Genomic DNA, 24,853 nt, shown 5'->3' with positions numbered 1-24,853 from the left:
ATTGTCGAACACTTATGCTCGCAAGGTGGAGGTATTTTGAAGAAACCATTGATAAGTGTCGAGCAGTCCGTCACGGAGAGAAATCGACGAACGCCATCCCATTGCATTAAGACGCGAAACATCGAGTAATTTCCTTGGGGCGCCATCAGGCTTGGACGAATCAAAACATAAGCCCCCACTAAACCCTACGACGTCTGATATGGACTCCGCCAACGCCCGGATAGAACAATCTTGCCCTGTGCCTATATTTATATGGCTCAATCGAGGCGAAACATGACGCCAATAATCAGGGCTGCTCATTACATACACACACGCCGACGCCATATCATCCACATGAAGAAATTCCCGCATTGGCGTGCCACTCCCCCAAATAAGAACATTACTGGCATTAGCCAGCTTGGCCTCATGAATACGCCTCATAAGAGCAGGAATAACATGCGAGTTATCTGGGTGAAAATTATCATTGGGACCATAAAGGTTAGTAGGCATCACACTACGGTAGTCTCTACCGTACTGACGAGCATAGCTTTCGCATAATTTTATTCCAGCAATCTTGGCGATCGCATAAGGCTCATTAGTTGGCTCAAGCCCCCCAGATAACAACGAATCTTCGCGCATAGGTTGCTCTGCCATTTTTGGATAAATGCATGAAGACCCTAGGAATAGTAATCGCTGAACACCATTTAGATGAGCTTGATGAATAATATTTGATTGAATAATTAAATTATCATATATGAAATCAGCAGGATATGTATCATTGGCATATATACCACCGACCTTGGCGGCCGCTATATAGACCTGATCAATTTTCTCGGATCTAAAAAACTCAGATACAGACGTCTGGCAGCGTAGGTCCAGCTCAGCCTTTGAACAAGTAATAAGATTTTTATATCCCAGCATTTGAAGATGCCGCACGATTGCAGAACCAACCATCCCATTATGGCCTGCGATAAAAATTCGATCAGCGTATGAATTAAGCACGTCAGTTCTCCATAGAAACAGGGAGCGCATAGCCATGCCGCATGAGCAAAGCATGTCTCTGTGCATCCTTGAGATCCTCAAGAACCATTTCGGAGCACATCTCTTTAACAGTAATTTCAGGTTCCCAGCCTAGCTTTTCCTTTGCTTTTGTAGGGTCACCAAGGAGAGTCTCGACCTCAGCAGGCCTAAAGTAGCGTGGATCCACACGCACAATCACATCACCCACTGTCAATGCGAGAGCCTTATTACCCTCTATCCGCTCTACATACCCAAACTCTTCAACGCCGGAGCCAGAAAAAGCGATACTAATCCCCAACTCTGCTGCAGACCACTGAACAAATTCTCGGACTGAATATTGCATGCCTGTTGCGATGACAAAATCTTCAGGTTTTTCTTGTTGCAGCATCAACCACTGCATACGGACATAATCTTTCGCATGCCCCCAATCACGTAATGCATCCATGTTGCCTAGATAGAGGCATGACTCAAGACCTTGGCTAATATTTGCGAGTGCGCGCGTGATTTTACGAGTAACAAAAGTTTCACCACGGCGAGGAGACTCATGATTAAACAATATTCCATTGCAAGCATACATGCCATATGCTTCTCGATAATTCACCGTGATCCAGTAAGCGTATAATTTCGCAACTGCATATGGAGAGCGTGGATAGAACGGAGTGGTTTCTCGCTGAGGAACCTCCTGAACCAAACCATAAAGTTCAGAAGTAGATGCTTGGTAAAAGCGGATTTTTTTTTCCAGCCCCAGTAGACGAATCGCTTCGAGAATACGAAGTGTTCCTATTGCATCTACGTCAGCAGTATATTCTGGCGAATCGAAACTGACTGCCACATGGGATTGGGCACCGAGATTGTAAATCTCATCCGGCTGGACCTCTTTTATGATTCTAATTAAATTAGAGGAATCAGTAAGATCACCATAGTGCAAAATAAGGCGCTTATTATCTACATGGGGGTCTTGATACAGATGATCTATTCGCTGCGTATTAAAAGAAGAAGCACGACGCTTAATACCATGCACCTCATAACCTTTCTCAATCAAGAGCTCAGCTAAATAAGAGCCATCCTGCCCCGTTATGCCAGTTATGAGGGCTTTCTTCAGAGTCATATTAATTTCCTATAACAAATCAAAAGTGCAGAGAGACGAATTCATTTGCCACATTGCATACATACCTAATATCCTCATGAGTATGAAAATAAGATATAGGCAAGCTCAGCGTTGTCTGGTGAATTACATCTGCAACAGGGTACTCCCCAGAAAGAAGCCCCTGCATTGCACGCTGTCGATGGGGCGGGAGCGGGTAGTGGATTTCACTACCAATACCATTTTCCAAAAGAAACTGCTTCAGGCGATCTCTCTGCGGATGGCATATATTGTATATATGATAGACATCAAAAAAATCAGCATCCACAACTGGCTTTACAAAAACATCAGACAGACCATTATAATACAATGCTGCCAACTCCCTCTTGTGAGTAGTTATTTTACTTAGGTGCTTCAGCTTTATGGCTAGAAATGCTGCTTGCACCTCGTCAAGACGAGAGTTAAATCCTACGACGTCGTTATAATATTTTTTTGAGGACCCATAATTCCTTAACATTCTGACGCGTTCATCCAACTGAACATCTCGACAAACTACAGCACCGCCATCGCCTAAAGCGCCAAGATTCTTAGTTGGATAAAAACTGAAGCAGCCGAAGTCTCCAAAACTACCGGCCATACGCCCTTTGTATGTAGCTCCATGCGCTTGGGCGCAGTCCTCTATGAGAAAGAGGCCATGCTCGCTGCAGAGTTGAGTGATAGGGTCCATCTCGCAGCACTTGCCGTAGAGATGAACAACCATTATGACTTTTGTCTTTACTGATATCTTGCGGCTAATTTGAGCAGGATCGATATTATAGGTCCGAGGATCTGGTTCTACTAGAACAGGCACTAGACCAGCCTGGAAAATTGCCAAAATAGTAGCAATATATGTATTTGATGGAACAATGACCTCTGAGCCGAGCGGCAACTCTAAGGCTTTCAAAGATAGGATTAATGCATCTAGACCGTTCGCCACTCCCGCACAGTAATCAACGCCAACAAATCGGGAGAATGACGCCTCAAACTCTCTTACAGACTCTCCCAACACATACCACCCCCCCTCAAGGACGGCCTTAAAAGCCTTTTCATATTCAAGGAAAAATGGCTCATTCAGCAGAGCTAAATTTTCATAGGGAATCATGAGTAAGGCTCATCAATATAGTCATTAACATCATAAGGCTCTGATGCAAAAACGAGCAATGTCGCTGACGGTGAAAATTCCTGCATTGTATGCCAATCCTCCGGCTCAATCAGCAGACACTGCTTTGGAGATACTAGATTGTAGGACGTCTGAGTAACTCCGTTATCAACGTATACGACACAATTTCCAGATAAACAGATCAAGGCCTGCCTTGTACATTTGTGACGGTGCCCACCACGAGAACCGACTACATCGTAAATATAATATGCTCGAGCTATGGCGAAAGGTAGGAGGCCTTCAACTACGCTGAGCGATCCTCGCGGATCAGTGAATGTCGGCACATCAACTAAACAGGCCATTACTTCCCTACCACCCTGTCTATTGAATGAAAATTCATATAACCAAGCATTTTCCGCTTCAGCAATTTAAATATCCAAAATATGCCTCTATCTAGCTTGCTGCCTCCCGTGGCATGATGAGCAAAACGAGAGTCGGCCTTTAAACGCTTTTCTATCTTTAGAAAATGAATCAAATAGGGTTTATAAACCAACTTCTTCACACGATCGGTCAACTTGTAATAACCTAGCTCTACGAATCGCCCATCGAATAATTTGAAATTCTGATAATGATAAAAAACCATTAAAAAACGATCACCGCTTTTGAGTTCAACCCCTTCAAGTTCACCACCGTTTTTTTGAGAGAAGCTGTACTGCTGAATATTCCAAGGGGCCACCCCCCCCCCTAGATGTTTCAGAACGTGCACCCCGCTAAAGCGAACTGGCCAGTCATCTAGGTACTTCTGATCACCAAATCGCCCATCCTCATAGCGAGCATAGCACCACTCTAAGCACGCATCACGCCACCAATGAAGCGCACGCAGCCCATTTTGATCACGACGAAAAGTCATGAACTGAACACAATAAATTCCACTTGTTCTAGACTGATCATAATGAGGGGTATAACGATGCTCCGTAATCAGAACAGATGACTGCTCTTCACTTTCCATTTCCCTGATCAAAACTCCCGGATCAGAAAAAAAATATATATCGGCATCAAGGTATGTACAGCTATCCAAATCGAAATGCTCAATTGAATAGGCAATTACCTGCGGAGTACATGTCCAGCAGTACTCAGCCTTGTTTCTTTCTAATTTAACCCTCAACAACTCCTCACTTTCAAAATCTGAAGAGTGAACAACAGTTACGCTCTTCAGATTTTGAGACACAAGGTAGTCGTAAGCTATCTCATCGAAAGCGTATATATACAGATGAAACGACGGGCATCGCATAAGCAATGACTCATACATCGCCAAACCGCGAGATAGATAATGTGAGTCAAATAAAGTACAAAAATTAAGCAACTCAGACCCTCCTTGCTATCAGGACATTATCTAGATATAGATCTTGATTGCTTGGTAGGATTTTTGCCAAGATAGACCCGAGTATATTGAACGGCGACATTAACAGCACGCACGACACGATATTTACATAAGAACTACGCGTAACCGTAATCTTAAAAAGATATGCGTTGATCAATTGAAAAATCACGCCGACATCTGGCGCAGTTTTTCGTTGCTCAACAACTTCGAAACCATGCTGAGAGAGCAGATATTTGATACCAAAAGAACTGTATCTAGCGTAGTCATATGGCTGTTCATGCTCATCCCAAACAAAAGGAACAGTAAGAAGCAATACTCCATTCTTTTTCAGCACCCTAGAAACTTCCCTCATAAAATCTGAAGGATTGAAAACATGCTCAAATACTTGATTCAAAACCATCCCATCAAAGGCAGCACTTTCAAAAGGAAAGATCTTACCATCGTAAAAATATTCAGCACTGCTCCTCTCACGACTCTCCTTTGAGTCTATTTCCAGCCCCACATATTCATCTGCTTGACTGAAAAGACTCTTGTATGGCTTAGTTCCACAACCGACATCAAGAACACGTCCAGTTAAGCGAGGGGACAGTTCTTTCATCGCAAGATGAAGCCCTCTTCGAGAGAAGTAGAACGGATTTACAAATACCCCTAAGACTCCTGGGAAAAAGGTTTCCCTAACTATAATTTCTTTGAGCCTTTTCATTGGATGACCTTTTGAAAGAAAAGCCCTTTGAAAGTAAAGCCATCGCCGGAAAAATCCAACTCGGAGTGAAAAATCTCTATCATCTCATAACCATAAGAACTAAAAATCTCAAGAAGTTGATACTCATCAATTATCCAGGCAGGATAATCTGCAGAATAAATTACAGGATTCACACGCTGAACCGTCAGGATACTTCTTTCGGCTTTCGTAAGAGGCGTTCTATCTAAAAGTACAAAAGGCACACTTTTAGATAAAAGCTCCTCTAATATAGAGAAGGGTGTTGGCAGGTACTGAATTACACTAGAAAGAAGCAATACATTTGGCGATTTGACGGACAAGCACTCGTCTACATCATGGAAAAAACTCAATACCTCATCGGAGAGCACAGCCTTACCAAAATCAACAAAATGTGGCTGCTCTACAATAGACCACTCGACGGTAAGCCCATTAAAAAATCGTCTATTCATATAATAGACGCTTCCTAGACTACCGCCAAAATCAAGTACACGTAGTTGCCCCTCTCTCGCAGCTACATGCATAAGGCAAGCTAAGCTGGCCCATATATATTGGGGCTCCTGAAATGTGATTGAATCACGCTCACCATAACACTCGCCAGACTTAACTGCTAACGCAGCACTTTTAACAAGCTCAAAAATAGTGTCATCAGCATATCCTTTGCATCGCGATTCAGCAGCCTCCCATGAAGGATAGTCGCCTTTAAAGCCATATTGTGAATTTTTAATTGAACGAACCCACTCTATAAGAAGGGGGGGTACCAACTGCTTTATTAAACGCTTCATACTGATACCAGCCGGCGGAACAATCTAACTATCCGCTCCAGATAAGTTGGCTTTATCGATCGCAGATAGTTAACAAAAGACTTTCTGGCTTCATCGTTTTCTGTGACGCTATCTACATGTATACCATCATAAGAGAAAGACAGCTGTGCATCAAAGAGGTTACTAGCAGAACTGTGAGTACCGCTAGAGTCATTACCAATATTATGAACAAAAGATCGAGAGGGGTAGAGTGTAAGCATCCCTTCCAAAAAGGCCGATGCATACCAGCGCACCGCCCATGAATTGTTCTTTCCAGAGACCTGATCTCTAAGCATCTGTGTAAACTCATAACCACCCGAAAAGTCAAACTCGCGGGTCAATTGACGAGACTCTAATCGCGACAAAAGCGACTGTCCATCAGCATCAAAGGCGCGCCATGCGCGACTCCACGTGGCCCAACCCCAGCAATCAGCTCCCTTAAGAAAGAAATAGGGCGGGAGGCTATCCGCATCAGTTAGTGGATAAACATAACCATGGATGCTCGCGACCTTAGGGTCGGATGCGTATAGCCGAAGACCATCGTTCATATAACTCAAGAAAAATGGACTGGTTACCATGTCATCTTCCAGCACAATTACATGTCCGAAACGTGCAGTTAACTGTGTAACACCATCAATGATTGAGCGAGCCAAACCGAAATTATTCTGTCGAAGAATCAGAGTCACACTTTTGAATCCAGTTATATCGGCTGCATACTTACGGACTTCAGAAACAGCCAAGAAATCAACTTCACTTTTGGGAGCGTCTGAATAGATGTACAGGTCACTTACGCCAGCAAGAAAATTTTGCTGTAAAGCGCTGACGGTACGACGCATATGACCTACCCGATTGTAAACGAATAGGGCAATTGGAGCATTATCGAGCTGCAAGGGTGATTCAGTCATGATGCAGCGAATCCCCCCTCCCAACGGCGTAGTATTTCAGACCTGCAGAACGGGGCTCAGTAGGATCAAATATATTTCGACCGTCGACTAAGACTGGGTGGTTCAAATTGACCTTTATCGCTTTGAAATCTACAGCACGGAACTGCCGCCACTCAGTACAAATTACCAAGGCATCAGCACCCACGATTGCCTCATCTTGGCTGTCAACGAGCAATAGATCCTCTCGCGAGCCATACGCGCGCCTAATCTCGCTCATTGCTTCAGGATCAAAGGCTCTGACCTTAGCGCCAACAGTCCACAGAGACTCCATAAGAACTCGGCTTGGTGCCTCGCGGATATCGTCAGTATTGGGCTTGAATGACAGCCCCCAAATAGCAATTGTTTTGCCCGCCAACTGACCATTAAAAGCGGACATCAGCTTATCAAATAGAACTGTCTTCTGACGTTTATTGACATCTTGGACAGCTTGTAGCAAAGAGGCCTGATAGCCTACCGCAGAGGAAGTACGAGCCAAAGCACTCACATCCTTAGGAAAGCATGCACCTCCATACCCACACCCAGGGTAAATAAAGTGATAGCCGATTCTGGGATCGGAGCCGATTCCATGGCGAACCTGCTCAATGTCCACACCTAATCGCTCAGCTATATTCGCCATTTCGTTCATGAAGCTAATTTTTGTTGCCAGCATCGCATTTGCTGCATATTTTGTGAGTTCTGCCGCCTTCACATCCATATAAATAATTTTGTCATGATTTCTATTATATGGTGCATAGCACTCTTTCATTTTAGACTTCACATAATCGGAGTTTGTCCCGATAATAATTCGAGCTCCCCTTGTGAAATCCTCAATAGCAGCACCTTCTTTTAGAAATTCTGGGTTTGAACAAACGTCAAAATCAAACCTCACTTGGCGCTCAACCAACTGACGATTAATGGCACTTGAGACTGCATCAGCGGTGCCTACCGGTACGGTGGACTTATTCACAACCACCTTTCGACCAGCCATGCATCTTCCAATGTCTCCTGCAACACTTAATACGTGCTTCAGATCTGCGGAACCATCCTCATCTGGAGGTGTGCCTACCGCTATAAATAGAATATCGCCAAAATCAATTCCTAGCTGTGCGACGTCTGTAAACTGCAGTCTGGACTCATTTTGATTTCGGCGAATTAGCTCCTCCAGTCCAGGCTCAAAGATAGGAACTATACCGTTTCTCAGCGCCGTAACTTTCTCACTATCGACGTCAACACACATAACTCGATGCCCAACATCCGCAAGGCAAGCTCCAGTCACAAGCCCTACATAGCCAGAGCCAAAAACCGTTATATTCATTGGTGTAAGCCTTAATAGAATTGATAATTACCGCTGAGCGAATGCAACAATATTTTGATAAGCAAATATTTCGCAATACAGCGGGTTATAGCTGTCTATTTTTACCATACCCCGAGGAAGCAAACGGTATACATCGTAACCTTGTAACATTTTCCAGAAATCCCTAAAAAAAACCCGACTGGAAACATTCATTTCATTAAACTCAAAGTGAATAACGTCAATTTTTTTAGACGCTATATAGCTTTCCACGCCTTTTAATACGCTGAGTTCATTTCCCTCGGTATCTATTTTCAGCAACTGGACGCGATCAATTCCTGCTGAGCTTAAAAACTCCCCCAGGCTGTAGACTTGAACAGATAAACTTACAGCCGAATGCCCATGTATACCTTCAATCACGTCTTTGTAAAGCGATGCGTGAGAACTGCCTTTTGCTGAATCATAATCAAATAGCTGCAGTTCACCATCCGACTCACCAACTGCACAATTGTATGGGTGGAAGCGTTCCGACTTCACAGCTTCGCATAGTTCTTTAAAATTTATCGGATGCGGTTCGAATGCGTAAACTTCGATACCATCGCTGATATCAAGCACTTGTGCCGAGTACCTTCCCACGTTAGCACCCACATCAACTACGACGCCCCTCTGTCCCTTCAATACTTTATTTAGAAAATCCGACTCCCCGCTAATAGCGTCAGATTCAAAATTCATTACTCCCATACCGCTCAAACTGCATCGATAAAGAAATCGGTTAAGAGAGTAGAAGGATGGCCTACTAAAGAGTAGACGGTAAAAATTAAATAAACTGTATTTTATTTTTTGCATGCAACCCTCACCAACTCAAAAAAGAAAAACGATCGAGTCTTGATTCCAAACTGCTTCCGTGTCGAAGCAAACATGAGATCAAACACATATGCGGATATGATTTGCGCAATCAGCGTTCCAATGGCAGCACCAACAACACCATAAGTGGGAATAAGAATAAAATTTAACGCTATATTGATGAGCGCACCGACAGCTGTACGAGCAAAGGACAGCAATTGCAGCCCTTCGATTATGTACCACTGACTACTTGCCACCCCCAAGGAGGCAAAGACGCCGCACCATATGTGAAGGGCTAAAACTTGGCCAGCACCTGCATACCCCTCTCCATAAATTATTTTTATGATAGAGTCGGCATAGAAGCTAACAGGGACAGCGACTAGAAGAGAAACAGAAAGCATTAACTCATAGAACCTTCCCAACTTTAAATAGTAGTCAAACTCTCCAATTTTTTTAGCTCTAATCATCGAAGGATATAGCGATGAGGCGATTACCATCGGAATGAAGTACCATGCTTCACTTATCCGAAGAGCTGCACTATAAACACCAACAGAGTAATCTCCAAGATAATGCCCTATCATTACTTGATCTATCCGCATATAGATCATTACCGCCAACCCAGAGAAAACCAAAGGCCAACTATCAAGAATCAGCTGTTTTGCTACCGAGCAAGATGATTGAGATAACTTAAGTGTCATACCTCGGCGCTGATATACCCAAGCCAATCCAAGTGCAGAAAAAGCAGACTCCAGTAATATCAGCCACGCGAAAGCAAGAAGAGGAAACTCGAAATAGATCAGCAATACCCTTAGCAGCAAAACTATCCCAAATGCAAGATTATCAACCAAAACGTAATATCTTGACTGCAGGATTGCCTCGAACCAATACCTCACTGGATCCGTAGATTTAAAAAACAGTGTAGAGCAAATGACCATTACAAGCTGCCAGCTCTCTTCCTCTCCACCTCGAAGAGTGACAACAGCTAGAATCGAAGTAAAAAAAGCGATAAGTGCAGCAAAAAACTGCATTACGATAGATGTATTAATGTAGCTTTGTACAAGCGCAGGCTTATTGACTACATCGCGAACAACAATACTACTGAGACCAAGACCAGCTAGTGGCGCAAAGAGAGCGACTAAAGCCAAAGCATAATTAAGTAGACCAAACTGTTCCGGCCCCAAATAACGCGCAAGCCAAACACCAACAAATAAACCACCACCTATGCGTATTATCTTATCGCCAAATTGCCAGATGATATTCTGCAGTATGCGTAACAAAAGTACACCAACGCCTATATAAATTAGACATGAAATATAGATTAAGTAACCGCTTAATCGGGCGTGAGGCTATTGGGTGCACGGCAAACTAATCGTTAACCCTATCCCTGAGCTCCTTGCCAGGCTTGAAATGCGGCACAAACTTCCCATCCAGACGAACAGACTCGCCGGTCTTTGGGTTACGCCCCGTGCGCGGCGCACGGAAATGCAGGGAGAAACTACCGAAGCCGCGTATCTCGATACGATCACCCGTGGCCAATGCCTGGGACATCTGCTCGAGCATGGTCTTGATGGCAAGCTCCACATCCTTCGAGGAAAGCTGCCCCTGATGGGTAACGATTCGTTCGATCAACTCCGACTTGGTCATGGTTTTTCCCTTCTATATCAAGCGGCTAGATCAGCTCTACGCGGTTTTAGCATGACAACGGAGCTTTGAACAGCCCTAATAACCAAGGGTAAAACTCAGGCAACAAAAAGGGCGGCCTAGGCCGCCCTTTTCGATGAAGGAATCAGGACTTAGCCCTGGTTTTCCATCTGAGCGCGGATCAGATCACCAATGGTGGTCGGGCCGGTGCTCTCGGATTCCTGCTTGCGCAGTTCCTTCATTGCGTCTTTCTCGTCGTCCACGTCCTTCGACTTGATGGACAGGCTGATGACGCGGCTCTTACGGTCGATGCTGATGATCTTGGCTTCGACTTCTTCGCCTTCCTTCAGTACGTTGCGTGCGTCTTCAACGCGGTCACGGCTGATTTCGGACGCTTTCAGGATGCCTTCGATATCGTCGCCCAGGGTGATCACAGCGCCCTTGGCATCAACTTCCTTGACGATACCGCGCACGATGGTGCCTTTCTCGTTCAGGGAGGCGTAGTTGGAGAACGGATCGTCTTCCAGCTGCTTGATACCCAGGGAGATGCGCTCGCGCTCCGGATCTACGGACAGGATGACGGTATCCAGTTCGTCGCCCTTCTTGAAACGACGTACGGCTTCTTCGCCAACTTCGTTCCAGGAGATATCGGACAGGTGAACCAGGCCGTCGATGCCGCCTTCCAGACCAATGAAGATACCGAAATCGGTGATCGACTTGATGGTGCCGGAGATCTTGTCGCCTTTATTGAAGCGACCGGAGAAGTCTTCCCACGGGTTGGATTTGCACTGCTTGATACCCAGGGAGATACGACGACGCTCTTCGTCGATGTCGAGAACCTGAACTTCCACTTCGTCGCCAACCTGAACGACTTTGGACGGGTGGATGTTCTTGTTGGTCCAATCCATCTCGGAAACGTGCACCAGGCCTTCCACGCCTTCTTCCAGCTCTGCGAAGCAGCCGTAGTCGGTCAGGTTGGTAACGCGCGCGGTTACGCGGGTGCCTTCCGGGTAGCGAGCCTTGATGGCAACCCACGGGTCTTCGCCCAGTTGCTTCAGACCCAGGGAGACGCGGTTGCGCTCGCGGTCGAACTTCAGGACCTTGACGTCGATCTCGTCGCCAACGTTGACGATCTCGGACGGGTGCTTGATGCGCTTCCAAGCCATGTCGGTGATGTGCAGCAGGCCGTCTACGCCGCCCAGGTCAACGAACGCGCCGTAGTCGGTGAGGTTCTTGACGATACCTTTGACTTGCTGGCCTTCCTGCAGGGATTCCAGCAGAGCTTCGCGCTCGGCGCTGTTCTCGGCTTCCAGGACGCTGCGGCGGGAAACGACAACGTTGTTGCGCTTCTGGTCGAGCTTGATGACCTTGAACTCGAGCTCTTTGCCTTCCAGGTGAGTGGTGTCGCGCACGGGGCGCACATCCACCAGGGAGCCCGGCAGGAACGCGCGGATGCCGCTGACGTCGACGGTGAAACCGCCTTTGACCTTGCCGTTGATAACGCCCTTGACCACTTCTTCAGCAGCGAAAGCAGCTTCCAGAACAATCCAGCACTCGGCGCGCTTGGCTTTCTCGCGGGACAGCTTGGTTTCACCGAAGCCATCTTCTACCGCGTCCAGCGCAACGTGAACTTCGTCACCCACGCTGATGGTCAGCTCGCCCTGTTCGTTGTAGAACTGCTCGACCGGGATGACGCCCTCGGACTTGAGGCCAGCATGCACGGTGACCCAGTCACCGTCGATGTCGACCACGATGCCGGTGATGATGGCACCCGGCTGCATGTCGAGGGATTTCAGGCTTTCTTCAAAAAGTTCTGCGAAGCTTTCGCTCATGATCATACCTGTAGTCAAAGGCCACTAAAGGCCCTATTCCGCACTACCAGCAAATGCGGTCAAGTCAGTGATTAAAGGTGGAGAGGACGTCAACTGGTATCCCGTTCCACCCTTGTGGCACCACGCTCAGTCGGATGACTGGCAATGAGGCACTTCCTTTCGGAATCAGAACCGGCATGACGTCCCCATTAGAGAAATCATGCCGACATAAGGGCTGGAATGTTAGCAATGGGGCTAACAGCCGTCAATTGCCCCGACCCGGCACTCCCGGGAGATCCGCCCGACGGAGCCGACTCGGGAAGACGGGAACGCCGCACCCAAGGAGCGCGACGTGGCAGGAATACGGCCCGATCAGTCATCCAGCCCCAGCGCGGCAAAGGCTTCGAGAATGCGCTCCAGCACTTCGTCGATGCTCAGGTGGGTGGAGTCGAGGATCAGGGCATCCGGCGCGGGCTTCAACGGCGCTACGGAACGCTGGGTGTCGCGCTCGTCACGCTCGATGATCTCGGTCAGCAGGGAGGCCATCTCGACCTCCATGCCCTTGCCCTTCAGTTGCAGATAGCGCCGACGTGCACGCTCCTCCGCGGTAGCGGTGAGGAAGATCTTCAGCGGCGCATCCGGAAAGACCACCGTCCCCATGTCCCGACCATCAGCGACCAGTCCGGGCGCCTCCTGGAAGGCCCGCTGACGCTGCAGCAGCGCATCACGCACCGCCGGCAGGGCTGCAACCTGCGAGGCGCCCGCTCCTACCGTCTCGGTGCGGATGACATCGGAAACATCCTCACCCTCAAGGATGATTCGCTGGACACCACCCGCATTGGAGAGGAACTGCACATCGAGGTGGGCCGCCAGGACTTTCAGCGACTCCTCGTTGGTCAGGTCGACGCCATGGTTGCGCGCCGCGAAGGCCAGCAGCCGATACAGCGCGCCAGAATCCAGCAGGTTCCAGCCAAGACGCTTGGCCAGCAGACCCGCGACCGTGCCCTTGCCCGAGCCACCCGGGCCGTCGATGGCGATGACCGGCGCTGCAGTACTCATCACTTGCCCTCTTCGGCGACTTGGATGCCGACCTGCGCCGCCAGCCCGAGGAAGTTCGGGAAGGAGGTCGCGACGTTGGCGCAATCGTGGATACGGATCGCACCGCCGGCACGCAGCGAAGCGACGCTGAAGGACATGGCGATGCGGTGGTCGCCGTGGCTCCAGACCTCACCGCCGCCGAAGGTCCCGCCGTCGATGATGATGCCGTCCGGGGTCGGCTCGGCCTTCACGCCCAGCGCTACCAGGCCATCGGCCATCACCTGGATGCGGTCCGATTCCTTGACCCGCAGTTCTTCCGCGCCACGCAGGACGGTGCGCCCTTCGGCGCAGGCGGCCGCGACGAACAGCACCGGAAACTCGTCGATGGCCAGCGGAACCAGGTCCTCGGGGATATCGATGCCCTTGAGCTTCGCCGCGCGCACGCGGATATCCGCCACCGGCTCGCCACCGACTTCACGCTGGTTCTCCAGGGTGATATCGGCGCCCATCAGCTTGAGGATATCGATCACGCCGGTACGGGTCGGGTTGATACCCACATGCTCCAGCAGCAGCTCGGAGCCCTCGGCGATGCTCGCAGCCACCAGGAAGAAGGCTGCGGAAGAGATGTCAGCCGGCACTTCGATATGAGTGGCGGACAGCTTGTGGCCGCTCTCGACGGTCGCCGTGCTGCCATCGACGGCAACCGGATAGCCGAAGCCCTGCAGCATGCGCTCGGTGTGGTCGCGGGTCGGAGCCGGCTCGGTCACCGAGGTTTCGCCCGCGGCATAGAGGCCGGCGAGCAACAGGCAGGATTTGACCTGGGCGCTGGCCATCGGCATCTCGTAGCTCATGCCGGTGAGGCGCTGGCCACCACGGATGGTCATCGGCGGGCGACCTTCCGGAGCGGTCTCGATCACCGCCCCCATCTCGCGCAACGGTTTGGCCACACGGTTCATCGGGCGCTTGGACAGCGAAGCGTCACCAGTCAGGGTGGTGTCGAACGGCTGGGCAGCGAGCAGCCCGCTGAGCAGGCGCATGGAGGTACCGGAGTTGCCCAGGTACAACGGCCCGGGCGGCGGCTTCAGGCCATGCAGGCCGACGCCGTGAATGGTCACGCGACCATGATGGGGGCCTTCGATGACCACCCCCATGTCGCGGAAAGCCTGCAGGGTCGCCAGGGCATCCTCACCCTCGAGGAAACCTTCCACCTCGGTCGTGCCCTCGGCCAGGGAGCCGAGCATGATCGAGCGATGGGAAATGGACTTGTCGCCCGGAACGCGGATACGCCCGGAGAGGCGGCCACCCGGCTGGGCCAGGTAAATCAGGTCGTTATTGTGCATGGCGTCCACATAGGCCCTGCGGGCCAGGATTTTACTGAAATGTTCGCGGGCGACGCGGGCGCGGGTGAACACGCCCAGCAGTTGATGCCCATCCCCTGCGTCGACCGCGTCGCGCAAGGCGTCGAGGTCGCCACGAAATGCGTCCAGCACCCGCAGCACGGCCTCGCGGTTGGCGAGGAAGATGTCGTGCCACATGACCGGATCGCTACCGGCGATCCGCGTGAAATCACGGAAGCCACCAGCGGCGTAGCGGAATATCTCCAGGTTCTCGCTGCGCTTGGCGAGCGAGTCGACCAGCCCGAAAGCCAGCAGGTGCGGCAGGTGGCTGGTCGCCGCAAGCACCTCGTCGTGGTGCTCGACCTGCATGTGCTCGACATCGGCCCCCAACTCGCGCCAGAGCCTGTCGACCAAGGCCAGCGCCTCGGCGTCAGTGGACTCCTGAGGCGTCAGGATCACCTTGTGGCGGCTGAAGAGCGCGCCATTGGCCGCCTCCACCCCGCTCTGCTCGGAGCCCGCGATCGGATGGCCGGGGACGAAGCGCGCCGGCATGCCATCGAAAGCCAGGCGCGCGGCGCGCACCACATTGCCCTTGGCGCTGCCGACATCGGTGAGCACCACATCGCCAAGATCGAGCTTCGCCAGCTCAGCCAGCAATCGCTCCATGGCCAGGATAGGCACGGCCAACTGGATCACCGCCGCCCCCTGACAGGCGGCGGCGAGATCGGTCTCGCAACGGTCGACCACGCCCAGCTCCACGGCCAGGCGGCGCGACTCGGCGTCCAGATCGACACCCACCACTTCATCGAACGCCCCCTTTTCCCGCAGCCCCTTGGCGAAGGAGCCGCCGATCAGGCCGAGCCCGATCACCACGAGGCGCCCGAGCTTAGGAGAGCGCTGTTGCAGCGGCATGACATCAGCCACGGGCGAGCACCTGCCCCAGGACGTCGAGGAAGCGCTGGTTCTCCTCGGGCAGGCCGATGGAAACACGCAGGAAGTTCGGCATGCCGTAGCCCGCCACCGGGCGTACGATCACGCCTGCCGCCAGCAACGCCTGGTTGATGCCCGCCGCATCGCGACCGAAATCGATGGCGATGAAGTTGCCACGAGACGGAATCCAGCCCAGGCCCAGCGAGCGGCAGCCCGCTTCCAGCTGCGCCATGCCCGCGTCGTTGAGGCGGCGGCTTTCGGCCAGGTAGTCGACGTCCGCCAGCGCGGCGCAGGCGGCGGCCAGGGCCAGGCTGTTGACGTTGAACGGCTGGCGCACGCGGTTCAGGACATCGGCGACGCGCGCGGATGAAATCCCGTAGCCGACCCGCAGCGCTGCCAGGCCGAAGGCCTTGGAGAAGGTGCGGGAAACCAGCAGGTTCGGGTAGCGCGACAGGTAGTCGAGGCCGTCGGGCAGCTCGCCACCCGAGGCGTATTCGATATAGGCCTCGTCGAGCACCACCAGCACGGTCTCCGGGACCTTGGCGAGGAAATCTTCCAGCGCCTGCGGGCCGAACCAGGTACCGGTCGGGTTGTTCGGGTTGGCGACGAAGACCACGCGGGTCTGCTCGTCGATGGCCGCCAGCATCGCCGGCAGGTCATGCCCCCAGTCCTTGGCCGGCACGACCTTGGCGGTGGCGCCGACAGCCTGGGTGACGATGGGGTAGACGGCGAACGCGTGCTGGCTGAACACCGCGTTCAGGCCCGGGGCCAGGTAGGCGCGACCGACCAGCTCGAGGATGTCGTTGGAGCCATTGCCAAGGGTGACCTGGTCCGGCTGGACGTCATAGCGCTCGGCCAGGCGGCGCTTGAGCTCGAAGCCATTGCCATCCGGGTAGCGGGTGAGATCGGCCAGCTCGGCACGGATGGCCTCGAGCACCTTAGGGCTGGGGCCCAGAGGGTTCTCGTTGCTGGCCAGCTTGACGATACCGGCCGGGTCGAGATCCAGCTCACGGGCCAGCTCATCCACCGGCTTGCCGGGTACGTAGGGCGAAAGTTTCTGCACGCCCGGCTGTGCCAGGGCGAGGAAGTCGCAGCTCATGGGCGCTCCTTGGAAATCTCTTGGGTTCAGAGAACCGCTTTCGGGTAGGACCCCAGCACCTTCAGCGCCACGGCTTCCTGGTTGATCTTCTCCAGCACGTCCTTGATCAGCGGGTCACGGTGATGGCCGACGAAGTCGATGAAGAATACGTAGGTCCATTTGCCACTGCGGGACGGGCGGGTCTCGATGCGGGTCAGGTCGATGCCGTTGGTATGGAAGGGCACCAGAAGCTCGTGCAGCGCGCCAGGCTTGTTGCGCATGGAGACGATGACCGAGGTCTTGTCGTCGCCAGTAGGCGGTACCTCCTGGCTGCCGATGATGAGGAAGCGCGTGGAGTTGTCCGGGCGGTCCTCGATCTTCTCGCAGAGCTTGGTCAGCCCGTAGAGACTGGCCGCCATGTCGCCGGCGATGGCGGCGGAGTTCCACTCGCTCTTCACCCGCTTGGCGGCATCCGCATTGCTGGAGACAGCGACGCGCTCGACGTTCGGGTAGTGCGCGTCCAGCCACTTGCGGCACTGGGCCAGGGACTGGGCGTGGGAATAGATGCGTGTGATGTTGTCGGTCTTGGTGGTATCACCTACCAGCAGGTGATGGTGGATACGCAGCTCCACCTCGCCGCAGATGACCATGTCGTGCTCGAGGAAGCTGTCCAGGGTGTGGTTGACCGCACCCTCGGTGGAGTTTTCCACCGGCACCACGCCGAAATTGACCGCACCGGCCGCCACCTCGCGGAACACCTCGTCGATGGCGGCCATCGGCGTGCTGATCACGGCGTGGCCGAAATGCTTCATCGCAGCCGCCTGGGTGAAAGTGCCCTCGGGCCCCAGGTAAGCGACCTTGAGCGGCTGCTCCAGCGCCAGGCAGGACGACATGATTTCGCGGAACAGCCGCGCCATCTCTTCGTTGTCCAGCGGCCCCTTGTTGCGCTCCATGATGTGCTTGAGCACCCAGGCTTCACGCTCGGGGCGGTAGAAGACCGGCTTCTCGCCTTCCGGCAAGGCCGCCATCTTCACGCGCGCGACGTCCTGGGCACAGCGGGCGCGGTCGCTGATCAGTTCGAGGATCTTCTCGTCGAGGCTGTCGATGCGCAGGCGCAGGGCCTTCAATTCCTGTTCGGACATCAGGCGCGCTCCTTCTCGAACTCCGCCATGTAGGCCACCAGGGCCTCGACTGCATCCAGGCCGACCGCGTTGTAGATCGAGGCGCGCATGCCTCCCACCGAGCGGTGGCCCTTGAGGTTGAGCAGGCCACGGGCGTCGGCGCCAGCGAGGAAGTCCTTGTCCAGGCGCTCGTCGGCGAGACGGAACGGAACGTTCATCCAGGACCGCGCATTCACCGCGATGGGGTTGGTGTAGAAGTCGCTCTTGTCGATGTAGCCGTAGAGCAGCTCCTTCTTCGCGCGGTTGCGCTGCTCCATGGCTTCGACGCCGCCCTGCTCCTTCAGCCACTCGAAGACCAGGCCCGAGAGGTACCAGGAGAAGGTGGCCGGGGTGTTGTACATGGAGCCGTTATCCGCCGCGACCTTGTAGTTGAGCATGGTCGGGCAGGACGAGCGGGCACGGCCCAGCAGGTCTTCACGGACGATGACGACCACCAGGCCGCTCGGGCCGATGTTCTTCTGCGCACCGGCATAGATCAGGCCGAAGCGGGACACATCGAGCGGACGGGAAAGGATGTCCGAGGACATGTCCACCACCAGGGGGACGTCGCCGGTCTCGGGAATCCAGTCGAACTGCAGGCCACCGATGGTCTCGTTCGAGGCGTAGTGCAGGTAGGCGGCATCCGCGCTCAGCGTCCAGTCGTTCTGGCCAGGGATGGCGAAGTAGTCCAGGCCCTTGGCACTGGCAGCGACGTTGACGCGGCCATAACGCGCCGCTTCCTCGATGCTCTTCTTCGACCAGATGCCGGTCTCGACGTAGTCGGCCACGCCGTTTTCCGGGAGCAGGTTCAGCGGAATCTCGGCGAACTGCTGGCTGGCACCGCCCTGGAGGAACAGCACCTTGTAGTTGGAGGGGATGGAGAGCAGGTCGCGCAGGTCCTGTTCGGCCTTTTCGGCGATGGCGACGTAGTCGTCACTGCGATGGCTCATTTCCATGACGGAAAGGCCCTTGCCTTGCCAATCGAGGAGTTCCGCCTGGGCGCGTTGCAGGACGGCTTCCGGAAGCGCGGCCGGGCCGGCGCAGAAGTTAAAGGCTCGCTTGCTCACATCCACTCTCACTGGGTAGCGCGGGGGCACCTGCGCCCCCGCTGATGGTCTTCTACCGAGTGGACAGGCCGGCTAGGACCCGCCCGCTCCGCAGCGTGTTACTCGTCACCCGCCGGTTGCGCGTCGTCCTGCTGGACATCGTCCGCCTGGACTTCGGCGACGGCATCGGCCGTCACTTCGCCGTCTTCCAGCTCGTCGTCCTCGTCGACACCGGACGGCTCCTGCACGCGCTCCAGGCCGACCAGGGTCTCGTCCTTGGCCAGCTTGATCAGGGTCACGCCCTGGGTGTTGCGGCCGGAACTGGAGACTTCGTCGACACGGGTACGCACCAGGGTGCCCTGGTCGGAGATCAGCATGATCTCCTCGCCGTCCTGCACCTGGATGGCGCCGACCAGCTTACCGTTACGCTCGTTGATGACCATGGCGATCACGCCCTGGCCGCCACGACCACGGCGCGGGAACTTGCCCAGGCCGGTGCGCTTGCCGAAGCCACGTTCCGATGCGGTGAGGATCTGCGCGCCGGATTCGGGGATCAGCATGGAGATCAGCTGCTGCTCCTTGCCCAGGCGCATGCCACGCACGCCACGGGCGGTACGGCCCATGGTGCGCACCATGCTCTCGGCGAAGCGGATCACCTTGCCGGCGCTGGAGAACAGCATGACTTCCTTGGCGCCGTCGGTGATGGCGGCGGCGATCAGGGTGTCACCCTCGTCCAGACGCAGGGCGATCAGGCCACTGGAACGCGGCTTGCTGAACTGCACCAGCGGGGTCTTCTTGACGGTGCCGAAGGCGGTGGCCATGAAGATATAGGCACCGGTGGGCTCGGCCACCAGTTCCGGGGTATCACCTTCGACTTCTTCGACTTCCGGCTCCACCACTTCGCCTTCGAGCACGACGCCCTCGGCTTCATCGAGATCATCCTCGTCACCGGCTTCGCGCTGCAGCGCTTCCAGGTCGATCTGCAGCATCGCGGTGATGCGCTCGCCCTCGTCCAGCGGCAGCAGGTTCACCAGCGGGCGGCCACGCGCGGTGCGCGAGGCTTCCGGGATTTCGAAGGTCTTCAGCCAGTACACCTTGCCCTTGCTGGAGAACAGCAGCAGCGTGGCATGGCTGTTGGCGACCAGCAGGTGCTCGATGTAATCCTCGTCCTTCACGCCGGTGGCGGACTTGCCGCGACCGCCGCGGCGCTGGGCCTGGTAGGCGGCCAGCGGCTGGGACTTGGCGTAGCCGCCATGGGAAATGGTGACGACGCGCTCTTCTTCGGTGATCAGGTCGGCGATGGTCAGGTCCACCTGGGACGCGACGATCTCGGTACGGCGGGCGTCGCCGAACTCGGCCTTGACCTTCTCCAGCTCCTCGCGAATGACTTCCATCAGGCGCTCGGGACTGGTCAGGATGCGGATCAGCTCGCCGATCAGGGTCAGGATTTCCTGGTACTCGGACAGGAGCTTCTCGTGCTCCAGACCGGTCAGACGGTGCAGGCGCAGCTCAAGGATGGCCTGGGCCTGTTCCGGCGACAGGTAGTACTTGCCGTCACGCAGGCCATATTGCGGGGCCAGGTCCTCCGGACGGCAGGAGTCGGCACCGGCGCGCTCGACCATCGCTTCCACGGCGGAGGACGCCCAGGCGGTGGCGATCAGGCGCTCCTTGGCCTCGGCGGGAGTCGGCGAATTCTTGATCAGCTCGATCACCGGATCGATGTTCGACAGGGCGACGGCCTGACCTTCGAGGATATGGCCGCGCTCGCGCGCCTTGCGCAGCTCGAAGACGGTACGGCGGGTCACCACTTCGCGGCGGTGACGGATGAACACCTCGAGCATGTCCTTGAGGTTCAGCGTGCGCGGCTGGCCGTCCACCAGGGCCACGACGTTGATGCCGAACACGCTCTGCATCTGGGTCTGGGCGTAGAGGTTGTTGAGCACCACCTCGCCGACTTCGCCGCGACGCAGCTCGATCACCACGCGCATGCCGTCCTTGTCGGACTCGTCGCGCAGCTCGGTGATGCCCTCGAGCTTCTTCTCCTTGACCAGCTCGGCGATCTTCTCGATCAGACGCGCCTTGTTCAACTGGTAGGGCAGCTCGGTGACGATGATCTGCTGGCGGTTGCCGCCCTTCTCCATGTCCTCGATTTCGGCGCGGGCACGTATATAGATGCGGCCGCGACCGGTGCGGTAGGCCTCGATGATGCCGGCACGGCCGTTGATGATGCCTGCGGTCGGGAAGTCCGGACCGGGGATGTACTGCATCAGCTCGTCGACGGTCAGCTCGCTGTTGTCCATCAGCGCCAGGCAACCGTCGATGACCTCGGAGAGGTTGTGCGGCGGGATGTTGGTGGCCATGCCCACGGCGATACCGCTGGAACCGTTGACCAGCAGGTTGGGGATCTTGGTCGGCATGACCGCCGGGATCAGCTCGGTGCCGTCGTAGTTGGGCACCCAGTCGACGGTTTCCTTGTCCAGGTCGGCCAGCAGCTCGTGGGCCAGCTTGGACATGCGCACTTCGGTGTATCGCATGGCTGCGGCGTTGTCGCCGTCCACCGAACCGAAGTTGCCCTGGCCGTCGACCAGCATGTAGCGCAGGGAGAAGGGCTGGGCCATGCGCACGATGGTGTCGTACACGGCGGTGTCGCCGTGGGGGTGGTACTTACCGATCACGTCACCGACCACACGGGCGGATTTCTTGTACGGCTTGTTCCAGTCGTTGCCCAGCTCGCTCATGGCGAACAGCACGCGACGGTGAACCGGTTTCAGACCGTCGCGCGCATCCGGCAGGGCGCGCCCGACGATCACGCTCATCGCGTAGTCGAGGTAGGACTGTTTCAGCTCGTCTTCGATATTGACCGGGAGGATTTCTTTGGCCAGTTCGCCCATGAGAAGCCTGATTCCTTTTTCTAGTGAAGCCCCGACACATCCATCCTGGATGACACAGGGCTCGTCGCCTGGCAGCGCCAGCACGACTCACGACAAATCAACGAGTTAAGCCACGGATCCGCACGGAATGCCGACCTTGCAAAGGGAGGCTCGATAACTGCCGGAGCTTACCATAGTCACCGCCCTGCACCCAGCCCCGCCGGGCGCAGGCCTCAGCCTCAATGCAGGCGCTTGCGGCACATCAACTGGGCCAGCTTGGCAGTATCGGGACGCTCGACAATACCCTTCTCGGTCACGATCGCGTCGATCAGGTCGGCCGGGGTCACATCGAACACCGGGTTCACCGCGTGCACATCGGCCGCCACGCGTCTGCCGCCCAACTCGAGCAACTCGCGCCCGTCACGCTCCTCGATCGGGATGTCGTCACCGCTCTCCAGCGCCATGTCGATGGTCGAGCTTGGCGCCACGACCATGAAACGCACGCCGTGGTGCATGGCGCAGACCGCCAGTTGGTAGGTGCCGATCTTGTTGGCCACATCGCCATTGGCGGTGATGCGGTCCGCCCCGACTATCACCCAGGTGATGCCGGCCGTCTTCATCAGATGGGCCGCCGCCGCATCGGCGTTGAGGCTCACCGGCACGCCTTCGTTCGCCAGCTCCCAGGCCGTGAGACGAGCACCCTGCAGCCAGGGGCGCGTCTCGTCGGCGTAGACCCGCTCCACCAGCCCGTCCAGGTGGGCCGCACGGATCACCCCGAGCGCGGTGCCGAAGCCACCGGTGGCCAGGGCGCCGGTGTTGCAGTGGGTCAGCAGCGCCTGGGGATTGCCCTGGTGCTTGCGGATCAGCTCCATGCCCAGCTGGGCCATGGTCAGGTTGGCTTCGCGGTCGCTTTCATGGATGGCGATGGCTTCCGCTTCCAGCGCCTGCAGCGGCTCCTCGCCCTCCTTGAGCCGATCCAGGCGCTCGCGCATACGGTTGAGCGCCCAGAACAGGTTGACCGCCGTGGGTCGCGAATCGGCCAGCACACCGAAGTCCTCCTCGAGGGCTTCGCGCCATTCACCGCCCGCCGCCAGCCGTGCGCGTGCGCCCAGCACCAGCCCGTAGGCGGCACTGATGCCGATGGCCGGCGCACCGCGCACCACCATGAGGCGGATCGCCTCCGCGACACCGGCTGCGGTGCCATATTCCAGCCAGGTTTCCTCCTGGGGCAGGAGGCGCTGGTCGAGCAGACGCAGGACCCCGTCCCGCCAGTCGATGGCGATCACCTTCTCGGCTGCCAACAGTTGCTCACGCATGGAACACCTCGCCACCAATAAACCCGCGGAAAAACCGCGGATTATAGCGATCCGGCGCCCGTCTGGCTCGGGTATACTGCCGCGATATTTTCCTGCGCCCAGGATGCGCCACCATGCCCGACGCCAAAGCCCCGCTCGACCTGCTCCTGCTGCCAACCTGGATCGTCCCCGTGGAACCGGCGGGCGTCGTCCTCCGCGACCATGCCCTGGGCGTCCGCGACGGCCGGATCGCGCTCATCGCCAAGCGCGAGGAGGCACTGCGCTGGCCGGCCGCCGAGGTACGCGAGTTGCCCGGCATGCTGCTGGCACCCGGCCTGGTCAACGCCCACGGGCACGCCGCGATGTCGCTGTTCCGCGGGATGGCCGACGACCTGCCGCTGATGACCTGGCTGGAACAGCACATCTGGCCGGCCGAGGCCAAGTGGGTCGACGAGGCCTTCGTCCGCGACGGCACCGAACTGGCCATCGCCGAGCAGATCAAGGGCGGCATCACCACGTTCTCCGAGATGTACTTCTACCCCGCCATCGCCAGCGAAGCGGTGCACGGTTGTGGCGTGAAGGCGCAGATCACCATCCCGGTCATCGATTTCCCGATCCCAGGCGCCCTCGACGCCGCCGAGGCCATCCGCCACGGCCTGGAGCTGTTCAGCGACCTCAAGCACCACCCGCGCATCAAGGTCGCCTTCGGCCCCCATGCGCCCTACACGGTCAGCGACGACAAGCTGGAGAACATCCGCATGCTCGCCGAGGAACTGGACGCCGGCATCCACATGCACGTCCAAGAGACCGCCTTCGAGGTCCAGCAGAGCCTGGAGCAGCGCGGCGAGCGCCCCATGGCCCGCCTCGCCCGCCTCGGCCTGCTCGGCCCGCGCTTCCAGGCCGTGCACATGACCCAGATCAGCGATGACGACCTGGCACTGCTGGTAGAAAGCAACACCAGCGTCATCCACTGCCCCGAATCCAACCTCAAGCTCGCCAGCGGCTTCTGCCCGGTGGAGCGCCTGTGGCTCGCCGGGGTCAACGTCGCGGTCGGTACCGATGGCGCCGCCAGCAACAACGACCTCGACCTGCTGGGCGAAACCCGTACCGCCGCCATGCTGGCCAAGGCGGTCGCAGGCTCGGCCACTGCGCTGGACGCCCATCGCGCGCTGCGCATGGCTACGCTCAATGGTGCACGGGCACTGGGAATGGAACAGGACACCGGCTCGCTGGAGATCGGCAAGGCCGCCGACATGGTCGCCTTCGACCTCACCGGGCTGGCCCAGCAACCGGTGTACGACCCGGTATCGCAACTTATCTATGCCACCGGCCGCGACCGCGTCCGGCACGTGTGGGTCGACGGCAAGGCCCTGCTCGATGCAGGCCGCCTCACCCGCCAGGACGAAGACCGCCTGATCGCCACCGCGCAAGCCTGGGGCGAGCGGATCGCCGGCCACTGAATTCTGA

At 55.7% G+C, this 24,853-nt stretch carries 21 protein-coding genes; 1 reads left to right on the top strand and 20 read right to left on the bottom strand.

From position 1 onward, the window contains the following. Nucleotides 1–12: 12 nt before the first annotated feature. The 20 genes from fcl to mtnA all read right to left on the bottom strand — a co-directional run bounded on the left by fcl (nucleotide 13) and on the right by mtnA (nucleotide 23,407). Entirely contained in the window at nucleotides 13–981 is a 969-nt protein-coding gene (gene fcl / locus ACYJSS_RS22925) for a GDP-L-fucose synthase (protein WP_256604742.1), read from the bottom strand. A gap of 1 nt (nucleotide 982) precedes the next feature. After that, entirely contained in the window at nucleotides 983–2,107 is a 1,125-nt protein-coding gene (gmd, locus tag ACYJSS_RS22920; protein ID WP_178082905.1) for a GDP-mannose 4,6-dehydratase, read from the bottom strand. A 19-nt stretch (nucleotides 2,108–2,126) separates the two neighbouring features. After that, nucleotides 2,127–3,224, bottom strand: coding sequence for a DegT/DnrJ/EryC1/StrS family aminotransferase (locus ACYJSS_RS22915; protein WP_111259458.1), 1,098 nt, complete (start codon nucleotides 3,222–3,224; stop codon nucleotides 2,127–2,129). Beyond that, entirely contained in the window at nucleotides 3,221–3,583 is a 363-nt protein-coding gene (locus ACYJSS_RS22910; protein ID WP_111259459.1) for a sugar 3,4-ketoisomerase, read from the bottom strand. The genes ACYJSS_RS22915 and ACYJSS_RS22910 overlap by 4 nt, the downstream gene beginning before the upstream one ends. Next, entirely contained in the window at nucleotides 3,583–4,449 is an 867-nt protein-coding gene (locus ACYJSS_RS22905; protein ID WP_146602974.1) for a glycosyl transferase, read from the bottom strand. The genes ACYJSS_RS22910 and ACYJSS_RS22905 overlap by 1 nt, the downstream gene beginning before the upstream one ends. 136 nt (nucleotides 4,450–4,585) lie before the next feature. After that, on the bottom strand, nucleotides 4,586–5,305 hold the full coding sequence (locus ACYJSS_RS22900; protein ID WP_111259460.1) for a class I SAM-dependent methyltransferase: 720 nt from the start codon (nucleotides 5,303–5,305) through the stop codon (nucleotides 4,586–4,588). Next, nucleotides 5,302–6,105, bottom strand: a complete 804-nt coding sequence (locus ACYJSS_RS22895; RefSeq protein WP_111259461.1) for a methyltransferase, TIGR04325 family — start codon at nucleotides 6,103–6,105, stop codon at nucleotides 5,302–5,304. Before ACYJSS_RS22895 ends, ACYJSS_RS22900 begins: the two co-directional genes overlap by 4 nt. Next, nucleotides 6,102–7,028 (bottom strand): glycosyltransferase family 2 protein, encoded by a 927-nt coding sequence (locus ACYJSS_RS22890; RefSeq protein WP_111259462.1) that lies wholly within the window; start codon nucleotides 7,026–7,028, stop codon nucleotides 6,102–6,104. Before ACYJSS_RS22890 ends, ACYJSS_RS22895 begins: the two co-directional genes overlap by 4 nt. Further along, the gene (locus ACYJSS_RS22885) at nucleotides 7,021–8,361 is read right to left on the bottom strand and encodes a UDP-glucose dehydrogenase family protein (protein ID WP_111259463.1); all 1,341 of its coding nucleotides are present in this window, start codon (nucleotides 8,359–8,361) and stop codon (nucleotides 7,021–7,023) included. The genes ACYJSS_RS22890 and ACYJSS_RS22885 overlap by 8 nt, the downstream gene beginning before the upstream one ends. A gap of 27 nt (nucleotides 8,362–8,388) precedes the next feature. After that, nucleotides 8,389–9,069, bottom strand: a complete 681-nt coding sequence (locus tag ACYJSS_RS22880) for an FkbM family methyltransferase (RefSeq protein WP_158545560.1) — start codon at nucleotides 9,067–9,069, stop codon at nucleotides 8,389–8,391. Between the two features lie 101 nt (nucleotides 9,070–9,170). Further along, entirely contained in the window at nucleotides 9,171–10,457 is a 1,287-nt protein-coding gene (locus ACYJSS_RS22875; protein WP_111259465.1) for a flippase, read from the bottom strand. An 88-nt stretch (nucleotides 10,458–10,545) separates the two neighbouring features. Beyond that, nucleotides 10,546–10,824, bottom strand: a complete 279-nt coding sequence (gene ihfB / locus ACYJSS_RS22870) for an integration host factor subunit beta (RefSeq protein ID WP_111259466.1) — start codon at nucleotides 10,822–10,824, stop codon at nucleotides 10,546–10,548. Nucleotides 10,825–10,973: 149 nt separating this feature from the next. Next, nucleotides 10,974–12,653 (bottom strand): 30S ribosomal protein S1, encoded by a 1,680-nt coding sequence (gene rpsA / locus ACYJSS_RS22865; protein WP_111259527.1) that lies wholly within the window; start codon nucleotides 12,651–12,653, stop codon nucleotides 10,974–10,976. Nucleotides 12,654–13,004: 351 nt separating this feature from the next. After that, nucleotides 13,005–13,691 carry a (d)CMP kinase gene (cmk, locus tag ACYJSS_RS22860; protein WP_111259467.1) on the bottom strand — a complete coding sequence of 229 codons (687 nt, stop codon included), beginning with the start codon at nucleotides 13,689–13,691 and terminating at the stop codon, nucleotides 13,005–13,007. Next, complete coding sequence (locus ACYJSS_RS22855; protein WP_178082906.1) at nucleotides 13,691–15,931, bottom strand: bifunctional prephenate dehydrogenase/3-phosphoshikimate 1-carboxyvinyltransferase; 2,241 nt, start codon at nucleotides 15,929–15,931, stop codon at nucleotides 13,691–13,693. The genes cmk and ACYJSS_RS22855 overlap by 1 nt, the downstream gene beginning before the upstream one ends. Next, nucleotides 15,924–17,036 carry a histidinol-phosphate transaminase gene (hisC, locus tag ACYJSS_RS22850; protein ID WP_111259468.1) on the bottom strand — a complete coding sequence of 371 codons (1,113 nt, stop codon included), beginning with the start codon at nucleotides 17,034–17,036 and terminating at the stop codon, nucleotides 15,924–15,926. The genes ACYJSS_RS22855 and hisC overlap by 8 nt, the downstream gene beginning before the upstream one ends. A 26-nt stretch (nucleotides 17,037–17,062) precedes the next feature. After that, a complete protein-coding gene (gene pheA, locus ACYJSS_RS22845; protein WP_111259469.1) occupies nucleotides 17,063–18,157 on the bottom strand; it encodes a prephenate dehydratase in 1,095 nt (364 codons plus the stop codon). Next, complete coding sequence (serC, locus tag ACYJSS_RS22840) at nucleotides 18,157–19,242, bottom strand: 3-phosphoserine/phosphohydroxythreonine transaminase (protein WP_111259470.1); 1,086 nt, start codon at nucleotides 19,240–19,242, stop codon at nucleotides 18,157–18,159. Before serC ends, pheA begins: the two co-directional genes overlap by 1 nt. A gap of 98 nt (nucleotides 19,243–19,340) precedes the next feature. Further along, nucleotides 19,341–22,112 carry a DNA gyrase subunit A gene (gene gyrA, locus ACYJSS_RS22835; protein ID WP_111259471.1) on the bottom strand — a complete coding sequence of 924 codons (2,772 nt, stop codon included), beginning with the start codon at nucleotides 22,110–22,112 and terminating at the stop codon, nucleotides 19,341–19,343. Nucleotides 22,113–22,330: 218 nt separating this feature from the next. After that, entirely contained in the window at nucleotides 22,331–23,407 is a 1,077-nt protein-coding gene (mtnA, locus tag ACYJSS_RS22830) for an S-methyl-5-thioribose-1-phosphate isomerase (RefSeq protein WP_236205376.1), read from the bottom strand. A gap of 113 nt (nucleotides 23,408–23,520) precedes the next feature. On the opposite strand from mtnA, the gene ACYJSS_RS22825 reads away from it, so the two are divergent. After that, nucleotides 23,521–24,846: a TRZ/ATZ family hydrolase gene (locus tag ACYJSS_RS22825; protein ID WP_111259473.1), complete on the top strand. Its 1,326-nt coding sequence runs from the start codon at nucleotides 23,521–23,523 to the stop codon at nucleotides 24,844–24,846. Nucleotides 24,847–24,853: the final 7 nt, after the last annotated feature.

This window comes from Pseudomonas sp. No.21 (genome assembly GCF_054558415.1).
The sequence above is the reverse complement of the archived record's forward strand: the minus strand, read 5'-3'. Positions and strand labels throughout refer to the sequence as shown.

Coding starts and splice junctions, on each gene's coding strand:
- gmd (WP_178082905.1), bottom strand. CDS start 2,107: ATGACTCTGAAGAAAGCCCTCATAACTGGCATAACGGGGCAGGATGGC.
- ACYJSS_RS22915 (WP_111259458.1), bottom strand. CDS start 3,224: ATGATTCCCTATGAAAATTTAGCTCTGCTGAATGAGCCATTTTTCCTT.
- ACYJSS_RS22910 (WP_111259459.1), bottom strand. CDS start 3,583: ATGGCCTGTTTAGTTGATGTGCCGACATTCACTGATCCGCGAGGATCG.
- ACYJSS_RS22900 (WP_111259460.1), bottom strand. CDS start 5,305: ATGAAAAGGCTCAAAGAAATTATAGTTAGGGAAACCTTTTTCCCAGGA.
- ACYJSS_RS22895 (WP_111259461.1), bottom strand. CDS start 6,105: ATGAAGCGTTTAATAAAGCAGTTGGTACCCCCCCTTCTTATAGAGTGG.
- ACYJSS_RS22890 (WP_111259462.1), bottom strand. CDS start 7,028: ATGACTGAATCACCCTTGCAGCTCGATAATGCTCCAATTGCCCTATTC.
- ACYJSS_RS22885 (WP_111259463.1), bottom strand. CDS start 8,361: ATGAATATAACGGTTTTTGGCTCTGGCTATGTAGGGCTTGTGACTGGA.
- ACYJSS_RS22880 (WP_158545560.1), bottom strand. CDS start 9,069: ATGAATTTTGAATCTGACGCTATTAGCGGGGAGTCGGATTTTCTAAAT.
- ihfB (WP_111259466.1), bottom strand. CDS start 10,824: ATGACCAAGTCGGAGTTGATCGAACGAATCGTTACCCATCAGGGGCAG.
- rpsA (WP_111259527.1), bottom strand. CDS start 12,653: ATGAGCGAAAGCTTCGCAGAACTTTTTGAAGAAAGCCTGAAATCCCTC.
- cmk (WP_111259467.1), bottom strand. CDS start 13,691: ATGAGTACTGCAGCGCCGGTCATCGCCATCGACGGCCCGGGTGGCTCG.
- hisC (WP_111259468.1), bottom strand. CDS start 17,036: ATGAGCTGCGACTTCCTCGCCCTGGCACAGCCGGGCGTGCAGAAACTT.
- pheA (WP_111259469.1), bottom strand. CDS start 18,157: ATGTCCGAACAGGAATTGAAGGCCCTGCGCCTGCGCATCGACAGCCTC.
- gyrA (WP_111259471.1), bottom strand. CDS start 22,112: ATGGGCGAACTGGCCAAAGAAATCCTCCCGGTCAATATCGAAGACGAG.
- mtnA (WP_236205376.1), bottom strand. CDS start 23,407: ATGCGTGAGCAACTGTTGGCAGCCGAGAAGGTGATCGCCATCGACTGG.
- ACYJSS_RS22825 (WP_111259473.1), top strand. CDS start 23,521: ATGCCCGACGCCAAAGCCCCGCTCGACCTGCTCCTGCTGCCAACCTGG.